Origin of the sequence: Pseudochelatococcus contaminans, assembly GCF_014195635.1 — a bacterium.
GTDB classification, from domain to species: Bacteria; Pseudomonadota; Alphaproteobacteria; order Rhizobiales; family Beijerinckiaceae; genus Pseudochelatococcus; species Pseudochelatococcus contaminans.
Genome location: NZ_JACICC010000001.1, coordinates 118846 through 135607 on the forward strand (window position 1 = coordinate 118846; position 16762 = coordinate 135607).

Here is a 16762-nt window from a genome sequence, read left to right on the forward strand (position 1 = left end):
GGCGTATCACGGTTCAGCGCCCGGCCGGACTGTCGGGCCAGAACCGTGTTCCCGCCCGCGCCAGACCGCCGCCAAGCCCGATCGCAACCCCATCCGCGCGCCAGCACGCCGCACCTTCCATATCCCGATCATCGAAGGCGATTGCGTTCATGCCGCCGCCCACATGCGGCAGGCGCAGTGTCTGCCAGCCTTTCGCCTGCAACCCCGCCTCGACCGCAGGGGGAAACCCGTCTTCCAGTTCCAGCTCGGCGCCCTGCGTCCACAGGCGCGGCGCTTCCACCGCCTCTTGCAGGCTCATGCCGTATTCCAGCAGATTGACCAGCGCCTGCATGACCGACCCGAAGATGCGCAGGCCGCCGGGCAGGCCAATCGCATAACGCGGCTTGCCATCTTTGAGCACGATGGTCGGCGCCATGGAGGTGGTGACGCGCTTGCCCGGCGCGATAGAGTTGGCACGACCCGGCACGGGATCGAACAACGCCATATAATTGTTGGGAATGATCCCGGTTCCGGGAATGATGATCCGCGCACCGAAGAGCGCGTTGATCGTCTGGGTGGTGGACACGATATTGCCGTCGCGGTCGGCAACGGTGACATGCGTGGTGTGCGCTTCACCCACGGCACCCACCCCCGCCTGCCATGCCTGCGTCCTGTCCGGATCGATCCGGGCGCGCCGTTCGGCGGCATAGCCATCGGAAATCAGCCGCGCGACCGGCACTTCGACGAAGGCGGGATCAGCCGTGGCGGCGGCGCGGTCGGCAAAAGCGATGCGCAGCACTTCGGCGGTGAGATGAGCCGCCTCGATACTGCCGAACCCCATACAGGCAAGATCGAAGCCTTCCAGAATCTTGAGCATCTGGATGACGTGCACGCCGCCAGCAGATGGCGGTGGCGGCCCGACGATCTCATGGCCGCGATAAAAGCCCCGTACAGGCTCGCGGGTCACGGTCTCGACGCTGGCCAGATCCTCACGCGTCATCACCGAACCGGCGGCTTGCAGCGCATCGACGATCCGCCCGCCGAGGTCACCTGTATATAAAGCATCCGGGCCTTGCGCCGCGACGAGCTGAAGCGTCTCGGCATAATCCGCCATTACCAGACGATGCCCCGCAGGTAGCGGCGCGCCGTCATCGGTCAGGATGCGCCTTGCCTCCGCGTCCTGCGCCAGATCGTGCGCGGCCTCGGTGAGGCAGGCTGCAAGATAGGGCGTCACCGCGAACCCGCTGCGGGCATGGCGAATGGCGGGCGCCATCACATCCGCCAGCTTCAGAACGCCGAAACGCTCCAGCGCGTCGCACCAGCCGCGCAGGGTGCCGGGAGTTGCAACCGCCGTTGCGCCGTGGGTGTTGGCGCGGCCCTCCACCTCGTAGCCGAAACCTGTCGGCCGGAACATGGCCGGATGAGCTGCACCCGGCGCACGACTTTGCCCGTCCAGAACGACATGCCGCCCATCTGCCATGCGAATCTGCGCCATCCCGCCGCCGACGATGCCGACCATCATCGGCTCGACAACGGACAGGGCGAACAGCGCGGCAATCGCCGCATCGACTGCATTGCCCCCGGCCGCCAGCATTTCCGCACCCGCCGCACTGGCCAGCGGGTGATTCGTCACCACCATGCCGTCACGCGAACGGGCCGGGTGTTTCTCCGTCGCGAAGGTCACGGCGGCCTTCTGGCGCCAACTTGCGGTCATGCGGATACTCCTTCCAACACGCGCCCGAGCGTTTCGGTGAACAGATCGACTTGCGCCGCATCGATAATCAGCGGCGGGCGAATCTTCAGCACGTTGTGGTGCTTGCCGCACGAGCTGATGAGCACGCCCTCCGCCCGCATGCCATTGACGATGCGCGCCGTCGCCTCACGATCCGGCTGCCCGCCGGACCGGATCTCCGCTCCGATCATCAACCCCGCACCGCGCAGCTCCGCGAGGATCGGATAGCGGCCTGCGAGCGACCGCAGCCCCTCCATCAGCCGCTGGCCCATTGCCAGGGAGTTGGCCTGCAAACCGTCACGCGCAATCACGTTCAGGACGGCGAGCGCAGCCGCGCAGGACACTGTGTTTCCGCCGAAGGTGTTGAAATAGCGGGCATTGCGGCCAAACTCATCCACCACCTGCGGGCGCACAACGATCCCCGCTACGGGATGACCGTTCCCCATTGGCTTGCCCATGGTCACGATGTCCGGCATCACGCCATGACGCTGGAACCCCCAGAAGCGCTCGCCGGTGCGCGCAAAGCCCGGCTGCACCTCGTCAGCAACGAACAGGCCGCCGGCGCGCCGGATGGCCTCTACAGCGGGGGCAAGGAAGCCTGTCGGGCCAGCGCGCACCCCGTCCGAGGTGAACATCGTGTCGACGATCAACATGGCGGGGCGTATGCCATGCCGGCGCAAACCGGCGATGGCATATTCAACGGCTTCCGCGAAACCATCCGGCCCTTCCGCACCCGGATCGCCGGGCGCCGGAACCAGCGCCACGTGCCGGCCCAGATCAACGGACGGCCCCAGCGACGGCGAGTACTGCGCCACCGCATCGGTGATGCCGTGATAGGCGGTTTGCGTAACGACGATCCCGGTACCGCCGGAAAATCCGCGCGCGATGCGCCAGGCCAGATCGTTCGCTTCGCTGCCGGTGCAGGTCAACATCATGTGGCCGGGCTCTTCCGGCATCGTCGCCAGAAGCGTCTCGGCCAGTTGCAAGATCCCGTCCTGCAGGTAGCGCGTGTTGGTCGCCAGAATGCCGGCTTGCCGTGCGATGGCCTCCACCACCGCCGGGTGGCAATGTCCCAGTGACGTGACATTATTATAGGCGTCCAGATAGCGTCGCCCGTTCGCGTCGATCAGCCACACGCCCTCCCCTTTGACGAAGTGCAGCGGCTCCTCGTACATCAGCCGGTAGGCGGGACCGAGCAGTCGCGCACGGTCCGAGATCAGTTGCTCGGTTTGCGGGGAAAGTGGCACCTTCCCCGCGACAAAGGCGTTGGCCATCGCGGTATCGACAGGCTTCATCGGCTGTTCTCCAGGGCAAGATTGACCCACTCGGCATTGTCTTGCGGGCTTCGGCTGCGCATCTCGGCCAGCGCGACGCGCGCCGGCATGTTGTTGCGCAGGATGTAATCGGCATTCTCCGGATATCGGATGGCGCGATAGCCGGTGATGAGCAGCGTCATCGCCAGACGCGCCTCGATCAGCAGCGGCAGAAGGCGGATCTCATTGCCGGTGAGCGGCAATTGGCGGTGATAGGCGGCGATGAACTCCGCAACGTCGGCCCGCACGCCTGCAGACCCAAACTGATAGGAAGCGGCGACCGCCAGATCGTTGACGAGAGGCGCGGCGATGATATCGCCAAAATCGATGATGCCCGCTATCCGGTCCGGGTCGTAAGGATCGACCAATACGTTATGAAAGTTCAGATCGTTATAGATCACTTGACGGCGCAGATCCGGCAGAGCAGGCTTCGCCTCCCGCCTGAAATCGGTCAGCACACCCGCAACCATGGCGCGGATATCGTCGCCTTCGACATAAAGCAACAGCGGCGCGACGCGATCGAGATTGCTGATGTCCCACTGGAGATAATGCTCCTGACCGGGATGCGAGAAACCGGCGAAGGCGCGCCCCAGCCGCGCATGGCAACATGCGAGATTCCGGCGTTGCCGCGCCGAGCGCGGGGCATGAACCAGCGGCAGGCCATCCATCCACGACAGCACGCGCACGACCGAACACCGACCGTCCGACAGCCGGGCCAGAACCTCGGTTTTGCCGGAGACGCTTCGCTGCACGCGCGGCACCGGCAGATCCGGCGTAGTACGTTCGACATGGCAGAGCGCCGCCGTCTGAAAATCCGTGACCTCACGGTCTTCGGCTGAGTTGGCGACCTTCATCACCCAGCGCTGGCCGTCAGCGGCGGTAAGGCGCAGGTTCTGGTCGCGTTCCGCCGTCATCAATTCCGCCTGCTCTACAGGGAGGCCGAAAAGCGTCCGGGCCAATCGGACGGCTTCTTGCTGCGTCATTGCGGGCGGTGGCGATGCGAGCGTTTCTGTATTGCCGGTAGTGTCTGTCGTCACGCGATGGATTCCGTGCTCTAAAGGCTGACAGGAAGCGCTTGTCAGCACTGCGATGATTGGGCATTTTCGGCGCGACGTGCCGGCGCAACGCAGCCGCGCAGGACCAAGCGGATATGGGACGACATGACGGAACGCCTCGAATACAAGGCCCTCAACGATCAAGCCTACGACGCCATCAAGCAGGGCCTTATTGCGGGACGTTTCGCGCCCCGGCAGGTTTTCGTGCTGCGCAATCTGGCCGAGGTCTACGGCATATCCACCACGCCGGTTCGCGAGGCGCTGCAACGCCTCGTGGGTGAGGGCCTGCTCGAAATGAAACCGAACCGCTCGATCGCGGTGCCGGATTGGGACGCAGCCAAATTCAGCGAACTGTTCCGCATTCGCTGCGAACTCGAAGGGCTGGCGGCGGAGCTGGCGACGGCGCGGATATCGGACAAGGGCCTTGTGGAGCTTGGCGCCGTGGTGGAGATGATCGACGCGGCGCTCGCCAGCGGCGATTACAAGGATTATGTCGCGCTGAACCAGCGCTTCCACTTCACCATCTATGACGCCGCCAACTCGCCGCGGCTGCTGCGCATCATCGAAAACCTGTGGGGAGAAGTCGGCGTCTATATGAACGAGCTTTTCGCCGGCAGCGACTATGGCGCAGTCGCCAACGACGAGCATCGCCTGATCCTGAAAGGGCTCTCCGCCCGCGATGCCGGACGTGTCCGGGAAGCGATGGTGAAGGACATTACCGTGGCGGCCGACGCGATGCTTCCGCGTATCCGCGAACTGTCCGGCAAGCAGGCGCCGGCCTGACCCCCCGCGCCTGCCCGGATCGGAATCCGGCTTCACCCTCTGGCTGCTCATTTCATGTTTATCGGCAAGCATCTCTGGACCGTGCGCCGGGAGTCGTTCTGACTAATTAATTTTGTGATATCATATAACAGATATCATCGTCAATGCGACGCCTTCGAGCGCGACCGCTTCCTATGCCGCAAACCCGATGCCATTCAAATTATTGATTTATAAAGGTAATATGCAATTTTTGCGCAATCGCCGATGGTCGGCCATCAAACCGATGCAGATGGCTGCTGCCATGACCGCCCCACCCCTACCTGCCATCCGGTTTTGAACGAAAATCCCCGTCCCGGAATGGACAACGACGCCGGGACGCATTATGCGATTCTGCGCCGTGTATGATTTTCTTCCGTCCTTGAGTACTCTGTCTGATATGGTGCCCATGGTGGCGCTGTGTAATCTTGGCCGGATGCCGGCCCGCAGCGACAGCACGCCGGAATTGGTTACGACGATAGAACATGGGTTGAGATGAGACAGGACGAGGCAACGGCGACAGAGGGAAGCACCTCCCCGATCAAGCCGTTCAGCGGCGCGCGCTATGCCGTCGCGCCCATGATCGAGTGGACCGACCGCCATTGCCGCTATTTCCACCGGCTGCTGTCACGTCGTGTGCTGCTTTACACCGAGATGATTTCCACCGGGGCCATCGTGTTCGGGGACCGGGCACGGTATCTGGACTATTCTGCCGCCGAACATCCCGTTGCCATCCAGCTCGGCGGGTCCGATCCCGATCATCTGGCGCGTGCCGCGCGTATCTGCGCCGACTGGGGGTATGACGAGGTCAACCTCAATGTCGGCTGCCCGTCCGACAGGGTGCAGAATGGGCGATTCGGCGCTTGCCTGATGCGCGAGCCGGCCGTTGTCGGTGAGTGCGTCGCGGCGATGAAAGCGGCCGTGACCATTCCCGTCACCGTCAAATGCCGCATCGGCGTTGACGATCAGGACCCGGAAGAGGCGCTGGACGCGTTGGCGCATGCGGTGATCGCTGCCGGTGTCGACGGTCTGGTGGTGCATGCCCGCAAGGCCTGGCTGAAAGGCCTCAGCCCGAAAGAAAACCGCGATATCCCGCCGCTGGACTACGGCCGCGCCCACCGGCTGAAGACGAAGTGGCCAGCGCTGCCCATTATGCTCAACGGCGGCCTTGTTTCGCTGGATGCGGCGGAAGAGGCCATCGCAGGACGCGACGGTCCGGCCCTTGACGGGGCCATGATCGGCCGCGCAGCCTACCAGAATCCCGAATTGCTGCTCGGCGTCGACCCGCTCACCACCGGCGAGCCCTCCCCGCTGGCCGATGGTTTCGAGGCGGTCGAGGCCTATATGCCCTATGTCGAGGAGCAGCTGCGGCTTGGTGTGCGCCTGCATCTGCTGGCCCGCCCCCTGCTGGGGCTGTTTCCCGGCAGGCGGGGCGCACGCCTTTTCCGCCGCCATCTTTCCACCGAAACCCTGCGGGCCGATGCAGGGATAGAAGTGCTGCGCGAGGCCCTGGACAAAGTAGACCGGGCCGATACGGACGCAAGCGGTACGCAAACGCACGGTCTGAATCCGGAAACCGAGCCTGAAATATCCAATACCTCGCCGCTGCGGAGAGCCTCATGACCGACAAAGCACAAATATTCCTGATCGCCCCACCCGTCACCGATGCGGCTGCAGCGCTCGACCTGCTCGGCCCTGTCTGCGCCACGGGCGACGTGGCGGCGATTCTGCTCTCCTTCGCTAGCACCGACGAGCGCGAGCAGATCAGACAATTGAAGATCATTGCACCGGAGTTGCAGAAATCCGGCGCTGCCGTGCTGGTGGCCGCCACATCGTCTGTCGCGGCGCGCGGCGGTGCGGATGGCGTGCATGTCTCCGTGCGAAACAGCACGCGGGATTTGCAGGAGCCGGCAGCGGTGGTGAATGAATTCGTCGACGCGTTGAAGCCGGAGCGGATCGTTGGTGTGGGCGGCCTGCGCAACCGTCACGAGGCGATGACCATCGGCGAGGGCGACGTGGATTATCTGCTGTTCGGCGAACCTTACCCGGACGGGGAGCTGCCGGATTTCGACGCCACGCTGGAGCGTGTGAGCTGGTGGGCGGAAATCTTCGCGGTGCCCTGCGTCGGTTTCGTGCCGGATCTCGACAGCGTGGCTGATATTGCGGCGACAGGCGCGGAATTCGTCGGCCTTGGCGATGCAGTCTGGACTAATGCCGATGGCCCGGTCGCAGCGATTGCGAAAGCGCGGGCGATCATCGACAAGACACCCCTTGCCTCGGAAGCCAATGCGCAGGAGAACGATGCCAGATGAGCCGGGAGACGAAAGCTCCGGGGCTGGCTTTGCTCGCCGCGACCGGCATGGCTTTGGCAGCAGCGGGCTTGTCCGCGCAAACGGCAATGGCGCAGCGCGGCCGCGCAAGTGAGCCGCCTTTGAGCATTCCTTATACAGGCTTTGGCTCGGGCACCGCCAGTTCGTCGCTGGAAACCGCGCCGCGCGGCGATTCGCGTTTCCTGCCCGCACCAACTGATCGGGTGGAAAGCGCAGCCGCCGTGCCGACGCTGCCCGACCCATCGGCTGACTACGCCTTTGCCGATTATCAGCGGGGCTTTTACAAGGCAGCGTTTCAGGGCGCTTTGATGCGCGTTGGCCGTAATCCGCAAGACGGCCCGGCCATGACCCTGCTGGCCGAAATCTACTCGCGCGGCCTCGGAGTTGCCAGCGATCCTGAAAAGGCGCGGAGCTGGTATGAAAGCGCCGCCGCGCTGAACGAACCCAATGCCCTTTTCTCGCTGGCCATGCTGGTGCTGGAAGAAAGCGCCATTGCCGCCGAGCCGGACAAGGCGCGCAAACATGCGGAGGGGCTCGCGCTGCTGCAAAAGGCGGCGGATGCAGGCCACCCGCTCGCGGCCTATAATCTGGCTGTGGCCCTGATCGGCGCGCGGGACCAGCAGGATCTGACGCGGGCAGCAGACCTTCTGCGCCGCGCCGCCGACAGCGAGGTTGCCGATGCGCAATATGCGCTGGGTATTCTGCTGCGGGAAGGCCGGGGTGTTTCGCCCGATATCACCGCCGCCGCGCAGTGGATGGCGCGCGCCGCCGCCAACGGCAACACCGATGCGCAGGTGGAACTCGCCATCATGCTGTTCAACGGCTCCGGCATCACCGCAAGCGAGGAACGTGCCGCGCGGCTCTTTGCGCTGGCCGCGGCGCGGGGCAACGCCATTGCACAAAACCGGCTGGCGCGCATTCAGGCGGCAGGCCGTGGCGCTCCGCGCGATCTCGTCAGCGCCGCCGCATGGCACCTGATGGCCTCAAGGCAGGGACGGGCCGATCCGTGGCTCGACTCGGCCCTGAAAGGCCTCTCGGCCGACGAGCGGAAGCGGGCGGAAGCGCTGGCCCGCGCGCGCACCGAGGATATCAATTTCGGGCTGGAGCCTTGAGGCAACCGAAATAAGCTGCGTGTCGCGCGGCAGCCGCCGTGTCGCCTCTTGACGCCTGCCCCCCGCAGCGGGCAGATAACGACCCTCATCTTCTTCCGCCAGCGGCGGGACCAGCGCGCTTCGCGACCGACAGAAGCGCGCTCATCACGAATCTTGAGCCGGTGCCCTGCCGGCCAGTCATAAAGGCGCGCCCATCATGATCCGCTCACCCATCATTACCGTCATGACCGATGCCGTCATGAAGGCGGCCCGTTCGCTCAAGCGCGATTTCGGCGAGCTTGAAGCCTTGCAGGTATCGGTCAAGGGGCCGGGAGACTTCGTTTCCGCCGCTGATCAGAAGGCCGAAAAAATCCTGCGCGAAGTGCTGGAGAAAGCCCGCCCCGGCTATGGCTTCGTGCTTGAGGAAGGCGGTGTCGTGGAAGGCACGGACACGACCCATCGCTGGCACATCGACCCGTTGGACGGCACCACGAACTTCCTGCACGGCCTGCCGCATTTTGCGATTTCCGTCGGTCTCGAACGGCAGGGCCAGATCGTCGCGGGCGTCGTCTATGACCCGATCAAGGACGAGCTGTTCGTCGCAGAAAAGGGCGCGGGCGCTTACCTCAACAACCGGCGCATCCGCGTTTCGGCACGGCGCGACTTCGCGACCTCGCTCATCGCCACCGGCGTTCCGCATCTGGGCAAGAGCGGCCATGCCACCTTCATCAAGGAACTGGCCGGCGTCATGGTGCGCACAGCCGGGATTCGCCGCTTCGGCGCGGCGGCTCTCGACATCGCCTATGTCGCCTGCGGCCGTTACGACGGCTATTGGGAACGCGACCTGAAAAGCTGGGATATCGCCGCCGGCATCGTCCTGCTGCGGGAGGCCGGCGGTTTCATCGCGGATGCCGATGGCGGCGATGACGTGCTCGGCAAAGGCTCCATCGTTTGCGGCAACGAAGCGGTGCAGAGCGAACTGCTTGCGGTGTTGCGCGCCGCACGCTGATCGTTTGCATTCATCCACACACGCCCGGGTGGCGGCATCCGGGCGTTATTGACGCGATTCGGCTTCATAACCGGCCCGGATGCGGCGGCCGGTACAGGATAGTCATTGCTGTTTCGTAAATTTGATCTTAGCCTTCATGCCGTTTCGCCACTGCATGCCGAGGTCTGGATCCCGAACAATGACGCTCGCCGCCCCCAAACTGTCCGCGCCGCGCCTGTATCTTATCCGCGCGGCGATCTTTCTTGTGCTGATCGGTTTTCTGGTGCTGGTGCTGCAACGCCGCATCGTTGAAGCGTTTCTCGCCAACCCAGGTCTCAACGGTCTTATCATCGGCGTGCTGCTGGTGGGTATCGTGCTCGGTCTGCGCGAGATCTGGCGTCTGTTTCGCGAGGTCAACTGGGTCAACGCCTCACACCTGACGGGCGAAGGATTGGCCATCGCCCCGCCGCCGGTGTTGCTTGCGCCCATGGCTGCGATCTTCGGCGACAGACTTGAGCGCGCTTCCGCCCCTGCCCTGACCGTGCGTGCGATGCTCGATTCCCTCGCCGCCCGCCTCGATGAAAGCCGCGACATCGGCCGCTATCTTGCCGGCCTCCTCGTTTTCCTCGGCCTGCTCGGCACCTTCTGGGGCCTTCTCGAAACGGTCAGTTCCATCGGCAACGTCATTGGCACGTTGCGGACAGATGGCGATTCCGCCGTGCTGTTCGACGACCTCAAGACCGGTCTTGCCGCGCCGCTTTCCGGCATGGGCATCTCGTTTTCGTCCTCGCTATTCGGCCTCGCCGGATCGCTCGTTCTCGGCTTCCTCGATCTCCAGACCGGGCAGGCACAGAACCGTTTTTATACAGAGCTTGAGGATTTGCTGGCCCGCACCGTGACCGATAGCCCGGTTGCCGAGCCCGCGGGCGTGCCGGCCATCCGGGACATCAGCGGCGTGCCTGACGTCACCGCCCCGCAGACCGAAATCACGCAAGCGCTCGACAAGCTTTCCGCTCTCGTCAGCGAGAACCAGAACAACCGCGCCACGACACAGGCGCTGGCAAATCTTGCCGAAGGCATCCAGTCGCTCGTGGCGCATATGCGCAGCGAGCAACAGCTCATCCGGGATTGGGTGGAGTCGCAGGCCGACCAGCAGCAGGAAATCCGCCGCGCGCTTGAGCGTGTCGCGGCTGCTGCCGAAACGCCGCGGGGTGAGTGAGCATGGCCCTGTCGCGCGGGCGCCGCGAGAACCGGCGCATCGATTATTGGCCGGGCTTCGTCGATGCCCTGTCGACGCTGGTATTATCCATCGTCTTCCTGCTCTCGGTCTTCGTGCTGGCGCAATTCTTCCTGTCACAGGAACTGACCGGCAAGGATGAAGCGCTGCGCCGGCTCAATCAGCAGATTGCGGAGCTTACAGATCTGCTCGCCCTTGCCCGCGCCGAGAACAAGGGCCTGGAGGACAACCTGGCCACGCTGCAATCCACCCTGCAAACCAGTGCGGCGGAACAAAGCCGCCTGCAGGGTTTGCTCGATGCCGGCACCAACGCCAGCACATCCGCCGAAACCGAAACCAGCCGCTTGTCAGCCGCCCTCGCCGGCGAGCAGGAAGTATCGGCCCGCGCATTGGCGCAGGTAGAGCTTCTTAACCAGCAACTCGCCGCCCTGCGCCGCCAGCTCGCGGCCCTTGAGGATGCACTGGCCGCCTCCGAAGCGCGCGACAGGGAATCGCAGGAACGCATCGCCGATCTCGGCAGCCGCCTAAATGTCGCGCTCGCCCAGCGCGTACAGGAACTGGCCCGCTACCGCTCCGACTTCTTCGGCAGGCTGCGCCAGATCCTGGGCGACCGACCGGACATTCGCACGGTGGGTGACCGCTTCGTCTTCCAGTCGGAAGTATTTTTCGACACCGGCGCGGCGGAGCTGCTGCCGGAAGGCCAGCAGGAACTGGACAAGGTGGCAGGAGCCCTGCTCGAACTCTCCGAAGAAATCCCGCCGGATATTCCGTGGGTGCTGCGCGTCGACGGGCATACGGATATCCGCCCGCTTTCAGGCACTGGGGCCTTCCGCTCAAACTGGGAGCTATCCGCGGCGCGCGCCATTGCTGTCGTGCGTTATTTGCAGTCGCGCGGGCTTCCACCGCAACGTCTGCTTGCCGCCGGATTCGCCGAGTATCAACCGCTCGATCTGGCAGAAAACGACGAGGCCTTCCGCCGCAACCGCCGCATTGAGTTGAAGCTGACCGAACGGTAAACCTGCGGCAATCTTCGCTTTCGGCGGAGCTTTGGCGCGCCGTTCTTATGGCGGAATTGACGATCAGCCGCTATTCACTCGCATGCGGGAAAGTCTGACATGGATGGCATGCCTGACAGTGAGGGAGACATGAACACAGATCCGCAACCGTTTCATGTTCCCGGCGTCCGCGTGCATGTCATTCGCTCTCCGTTCGACGGCTTTGCCTATCGCATCTTCATCGCCCAGCCGGAACAGCCGCCCCCGGACACCGGCTATCCGGCTATTTTCCTGCTCGATGCCAACGCCACCTTTATGGCCACCGTCGAATCGCTGCGGATGCGCGTCCGCCGGCAGGCATCGACGGGCATCGTTCCGGCTGTGGTCGTCGGCATTGGCTACGACACCGACGATGCCTATGACACCGCCCGGCGCAGGTATGACTTCAGCCGCGAGGTTATTCCGCCAACGGAGATCGGCACCAGCACAGCTTCGGCGAAAGCCGCCAGCGTTCCAGCTACCGGTGGCGCGGCAACCATGGCGCGGCTGATCGACGACGTGGTGCGACCCCTCGCCGCCCGTGCAGCGCCGCTGGATCCCTCGCACCAGACTTTGATCGGCCACTCGCTCGGCGGCTGCTTCGTGCTATCGCAGCTGGTCCAGAATCCTGCGGCATTCGAGAGCTACATCGCCATCAGCCCCTCAGTGTGGGCGGACGAGGATTGGCTGCTGGCCCACGCGGCAACATTGAACGAGCGGTTGCCAACCGATATGCCACCGCGTCGCGCCCTGATCACCGTCGGCGAGTTCGAGCAGACTCTGGCGCCCTGGCAGACTGAACTCTCCAATCCAGAGCGCGTGCTGGCCATGCGCCAGAAACGCGCGATGCGCGACAAGGCACACAACCTCGCCCGGCGATTAGGTGTGAACGATCCCGACAGGCTGATCGTGCGCTTTGAGGAGTTGCCCGGTGAAGATCATTCGTCATCGGCCTTGGTGGGGATCAGTCGGGGACTGCGATTCGCTCTTTGGCCAGGCGCTGCCGCTTTGCGGAATATATGACCGGGCATTCCGGCTGTTTCAGCATCGCCCCATCCAGGCCTGCGTCCGGGTGGCGGAAACCAATTGCCGGCTGGCTTCCGTATGAGGACGTATCACCCATAAAAACAAATTGTTATCGGATGCGACCCAGAGCATTATCCGCGTGAACGTTCCTGCAAATAACGCTGATAGAGTGCATCGATCTCACCGACAAGGAAATCGCCGAAATCCGGCGCTGCCGCCTCATCCACAATCAGAGCTGTCTGATCCTTGCGGGTCTCGATACGAAGCACTTTGCGCCCGTCGGCATCTTGCCAGGTGCGCACCTTCGGCTTTTTGGCCGCCTTTGATCCGCTGATGGCCTTGAGCACGATGGCAAAGCGCGTGTTGCTGTCTGCCTCGGCAAACGCCTCTCCAGCAACCGCCGCATCGACATGTTTCGCCATGCCCGGGCGCTGAAGATTCTCCGCCACGACCAGCCACCGCGCCCGACCGATGCGTTCAGCCGGCCCGATTGCCTGCGCAATGGCATCCGGGATTTGACGTGCGACTGAAATATAGCGGCTGAGATCAGCCTTATCGGTGGAGAGAGCCGCCATGATCGTCGCCCGCTCGAAACCGGCATCTTCCAATCGGCGGGCGAATATCGCCTTCTCGATATAGGAAAGATCACGCCTTTCGAGGTTTTCCTTACCTTGCGCGATCACCATTTCGGCGTCTGTCAGCGGGCGTACGATTGCCTTGACATCGATGCCCAGTTCCTTTGCGGCGCGCAGGCGGCGATGACCATAGGCAACCTGATAGCGGCGCGGTTCCGTCCCCACGGGCCGGACGAGAATCGGCACCTGTTGCCCGCTCTCCCGCATACTTGCCACGAGCGCATCGAAGGATGGATCGACGGGGGGCCGCAGACGATCCGCGACAAGTCCGCTATCGATCAGGGACGGATCAAGCCTGACAACGACAGACCCCTCATCAATCTGCTCCTGCAAACGTACAGCTTGACGAGCACTTTCCGTGAGGTGCTGGAGCGACGCGCCCATTGCCGAAACAGCACCCGTCTTGACGCGCTCGCGTTCAGGATCGATGGCAGCAGGAGCGGCCGGGGCTTTCTTCTGGGTAAACAGGGCGGTGATGGTATCCTTGCGGCTCATCAGGAACTCCGACAAACGATTCTGGCGACACGTGCGGCACCAGGACCACGACCGGGGCGGGAAAAAACGTGAAGACTGCTCTTACCGTGATGCCGTTGGGAACTCCCAACATGACGGAACGTCGCCATCAGTTATCGCCCTCCGCTGTCTGGCCGGGCAAGGCGCGACCCCATCCGCCAAGAACCAGACCTTCGATTTCCCGATTGACGGCGTCCAACGACTCCATCGCCCGATCATATGTCGAGCGAGTCAGATTCTCTCGGCCGATTTCGTAGAGTGTCTGCTTCGTCAAGCCGGCATCGGAGACAGCGGCCGACTTCACCATCGGGCTCGTCAAAACATGATCGCCAAAGAGATTGCGCAGCAATGCCACCACTTTGGTCTGCGGCGCGTCCTGTGGCTCGTAACGGGTGATGAGATAGCGGATAAAATCGTAATCGAGACTCGCACCAACCTCGCGCACCACGCTGAGAAGATCGTGAGTCATGAGCAGAAACTGGCTCATGGACGCGATGTCGAGCATCTGCGGATGAACGGTGATGATCATCGCCGTCGCAGCACATAGCCCGCTGAGCGTCAAAAAGCCGAGATGCGGCGGGCAGTCGATGACAACGATATCGTATTGATCGGCAACGTCGTCCAATGCCCGAGCGATACGCGTATAAAAAATACCCTCGGCACCCTGCACGCCCGATGCCAGAGCGCGCGGCGTGTCGTGCTCGAACTCCATCAATTCGAGGTTGCCGGGGACGAGATCCAGCCCGTCAAAATGCGTTGGCCGCACAACGTCCCTGAGCGGGCGCACCTGATCATCATAGCGGATGGCAGCATATAACGTATCGTTGGCCTTGACGTCGATCTCCGGCATGACACCAAAAAGGGCCGACAAACTCGCCTGCGGATCGAGATCCACCGCCAAAACCCGGTAGCCGTGCAGAGCAAGATACTGAGCCAGATGCGCTGCCGTCGTTGTCTTGCCGGAACCGCCCTTGAAGTTGGTAACAGCCAAAACCTGCAAATGGTCATTATCCCGGCGGTGAGGCAACAAAGCCCGTGGATCGTGCCCACGCAGACTTTCCGCCAGCAAGCGGCGCAGTTCGTTGACTTGTCCCAGCGAGTAGAGTCGACGGCCATTCGCCGATACATGAGGCATCGGTCCCTCATCCGCCAGCGACAGCTTCCGCAGTGTCGAATCGGAGACGCCGATCAACCGCGCCGTTTCACCAGATGTAAACCGACGCAGGGTCTTGCGTGATGTCGGCGGAAACAGCGCATCGCTCATCGCCTGAAGCTGGCTGCTGAGCAGTTCAGCATGTTCGCCGATCGTCACGTCGACAGCCGTCCCATGCGGGCGTGTATTGGTTTGAAAATGTGTCATTGCCGATCTGTCATCACGGTTTTTATCCCGTATGCGGGAAACTTCCGTGATGATAGCAAATTTTTCCCATAACGCTATCGATATCTTCCGATTCGCTGAAAAGCCCGATCACGCCATCGCTGTCACGCTTTACAGGCGTGATAACGCAAAATGACCCGCATCCAGTTCAGTCGGATGCGGGTCATTTTGCGTTATCACGGAAAAAAGTCGTCTGGAGCGCCACTGAATTCTGTGGCGTATCAGAAAGCGTTAAACTGCAATCTGGAACGGAAGTTCGATCTGTTCCTGCTCGATCTTACGCGGAAGTGCATGTTTGTAGTGATAGCGGCGAATCTTCCGCTTGCCCGCACCGAGCAACTCGATTGTCCACTCTTTCAGGCCGCCTGCCCGGACCATATCGTCAAAAGCCTGTCGGCAATCCTTGCGAAATTGCGACCGCGTCGAATCGGTCTCGCGTTCGCCGTAAACTTCACGATCGACGAGGCTTGCCAACATCGTTTCATCGACAAACAGGTGCGTCGGCTTGGAATCGATGTAGGGCCAGAATGATTTCGCATAATCGGACTTGAGTGCGAATTGCACTTCGGCATTGAGCGAAACGAGGTTTTTGGTGCGAAAAGCCGCCAAAACCCCCCGTCCGAAACGAACTTTTACCTTGCTGTCGAGGTTAACGCCATCCCACTCCACCGTGTCGATGATACCCGTGATCATACCGCGACCACCCAAGCGACCGCGATGCAGTTTCTCCATGATCTGGTCGGGATTGCCCTCGTAGATCGTAATGACGACCTGGCGCAAGTCCTGAAAAACCTGCTTTTGCGTCAAAAGGTTATTGACGTGCTGCGTTAATCCTTGAGCCTTCAGCAACTCACGCCACGTGGTCACCACCTCGATCACCTCGAAGTGCGTGGGCACGCCATGCAAGGTTCCGTTCAGCGGAGCATCGGGGTTTGGAATGCGCAAGGTCGCCATCCGCTCCTTGAGGCGGAACAGCGCATAGATGACATCCCGATGCAAACTCCCCAGTTCGCCCCCGCGGACCTGAACAACGGACTGTCCTGGAACATAGAAAATCCGCTCAATGTTCGAGTCGATGATGCCGCGGCGCTTGGGCGCGAAAGCGGATGTCCGTGTCAGCTTCGCCGGCACAGGAGCCGGGTTGCGCCGGCCGCGCCTGTTTTGGCGGGTGCGGCGGTCGCGCTCAAGGCGCTTGCGCTCAACTTCGCTGAGTTCCCCGGTCATGTCATCCTCCGCGCTACCGCGACGAGACCCGATCATCGATCCCGGGTCACCAACGCCGTGAGCATTGGCGGGATACCCCCTCGCCGTCAAGCAAACGGGAATAGCGGTCACGGAAAACCCCCGTTTTCAACAGCCCCGCAATTCGGAATAGCGGTCACACTAACCGTAATTGCAGCCCCGCAAACAGGAATGGCGGTCACGGGAATCGGAATAGCAGTCACGGAAAGCCGGAACGCTGGTCACGGAAACGGCTTATAACCCATTGAAATATCTCAATCAGACACAGACGACTCTTTTTAAAGGATTCATATTAAGGATAATTTCTAAAGACAGGCCGCCTCAAGAAACCGCTCACTCATCGGCTATCATCGTGCATGACTGAGCAGTGAAGAAAAACAAACAAACTGGCTCTTCGCAAAAGAGAACAGC

14 protein-coding genes are annotated in these 16762 nt (G+C 62.4%); 8 read left to right on the top strand and 6 right to left on the bottom strand.

From position 1 onward, the window contains the following. Window positions 1–13: 13 nt before the first annotated feature. The 3 genes from ggt to FHS81_RS00585 are packed head-to-tail and all read right to left on the bottom strand — an operon-like array spanning window position 14 to window position 4061. Window positions 14–1693 carry a gamma-glutamyltransferase gene (gene ggt, locus FHS81_RS00575; RefSeq protein ID WP_183750105.1) on the bottom strand — a complete coding sequence of 560 codons (1680 nt, stop codon included), beginning with the start codon at window positions 1691–1693 and terminating at the stop codon, window positions 14–16. Beyond that, the gene (locus FHS81_RS00580; RefSeq protein WP_183750106.1) at window positions 1690–3006 is read right to left on the bottom strand and encodes an aspartate aminotransferase family protein; all 1317 of its coding nucleotides are present in this window, start codon (window positions 3004–3006) and stop codon (window positions 1690–1692) included. The genes ggt and FHS81_RS00580 overlap by 4 nt, the downstream gene beginning before the upstream one ends. Then, complete coding sequence (locus FHS81_RS00585; protein WP_183750107.1) at window positions 3003–4061, bottom strand: phosphotransferase; 1059 nt, start codon at window positions 4059–4061, stop codon at window positions 3003–3005. The genes FHS81_RS00580 and FHS81_RS00585 overlap by 4 nt, the downstream gene beginning before the upstream one ends. Before the next feature lie 123 nt (window positions 4062–4184). Here FHS81_RS00585 and FHS81_RS00590 point away from each other — a divergent pair, with 123 nt between their 5' ends. The 8 genes from FHS81_RS00590 (at window position 4185) to FHS81_RS00625 (ending at window position 12580) form a co-directional block, all read left to right on the top strand. Then, window positions 4185–4862, top strand: coding sequence for a GntR family transcriptional regulator (locus FHS81_RS00590; protein WP_183750108.1), 678 nt, complete (start codon window positions 4185–4187; stop codon window positions 4860–4862). Window positions 4863–5372: 510 nt separating this feature from the next. Continuing rightward, a complete protein-coding gene (gene dusA / locus FHS81_RS00595) occupies window positions 5373–6500 on the top strand; it encodes a tRNA dihydrouridine(20/20a) synthase DusA (RefSeq protein ID WP_183750109.1) in 1128 nt (375 codons plus the stop codon). After that, the gene (locus FHS81_RS00600; RefSeq protein ID WP_183750110.1) at window positions 6497–7189 is read left to right on the top strand and encodes a thiamine phosphate synthase; all 693 of its coding nucleotides are present in this window, start codon (window positions 6497–6499) and stop codon (window positions 7187–7189) included. Before dusA ends, FHS81_RS00600 begins: the two co-directional genes overlap by 4 nt. Beyond that, complete coding sequence (locus FHS81_RS00605) at window positions 7186–8319, top strand: tetratricopeptide repeat protein (protein WP_183750111.1); 1134 nt, start codon at window positions 7186–7188, stop codon at window positions 8317–8319. Before FHS81_RS00600 ends, FHS81_RS00605 begins: the two co-directional genes overlap by 4 nt. A 196-nt stretch (window positions 8320–8515) precedes the next feature. After that, window positions 8516–9307: an inositol monophosphatase family protein gene (locus FHS81_RS00610; RefSeq protein ID WP_183750112.1), complete on the top strand. Its 792-nt coding sequence runs from the start codon at window positions 8516–8518 to the stop codon at window positions 9305–9307. A 178-nt stretch (window positions 9308–9485) separates the two neighbouring features. After that, window positions 9486–10505, top strand: a complete 1020-nt coding sequence (locus FHS81_RS00615) for a flagellar motor protein MotA (RefSeq protein WP_246374336.1) — start codon at window positions 9486–9488, stop codon at window positions 10503–10505. 2 nt (window positions 10506–10507) lie between these two features. Next, complete coding sequence (locus FHS81_RS00620) at window positions 10508–11539, top strand: peptidoglycan -binding protein (RefSeq protein ID WP_183750715.1); 1032 nt, start codon at window positions 10508–10510, stop codon at window positions 11537–11539. A gap of 129 nt (window positions 11540–11668) precedes the next feature. Then, on the top strand, window positions 11669–12580 hold the full coding sequence (locus tag FHS81_RS00625) for an alpha/beta hydrolase (protein WP_183750114.1): 912 nt from the start codon (window positions 11669–11671) through the stop codon (window positions 12578–12580). A gap of 134 nt (window positions 12581–12714) precedes the next feature. On the opposite strand, the gene repB is transcribed toward FHS81_RS00625, so the two are convergent. The 3 genes from repB to FHS81_RS00640 form a co-directional block, all read right to left on the bottom strand. Then, window positions 12715–13713 (bottom strand): plasmid partitioning protein RepB, encoded by a 999-nt coding sequence (gene repB / locus FHS81_RS00630; protein ID WP_183750115.1) that lies wholly within the window; start codon window positions 13711–13713, stop codon window positions 12715–12717. A 127-nt stretch (window positions 13714–13840) separates the two neighbouring features. Continuing rightward, window positions 13841–15091, bottom strand: coding sequence for a plasmid partitioning protein RepA (gene repA / locus FHS81_RS00635; RefSeq protein ID WP_183750116.1), 1251 nt, complete (start codon window positions 15089–15091; stop codon window positions 13841–13843). A gap of 249 nt (window positions 15092–15340) precedes the next feature. Then, window positions 15341–16240, bottom strand: a complete 900-nt coding sequence (locus FHS81_RS00640; RefSeq protein WP_343052382.1) for a hypothetical protein — start codon at window positions 16238–16240, stop codon at window positions 15341–15343. Window positions 16241–16762 lie beyond the last annotated feature (522 nt).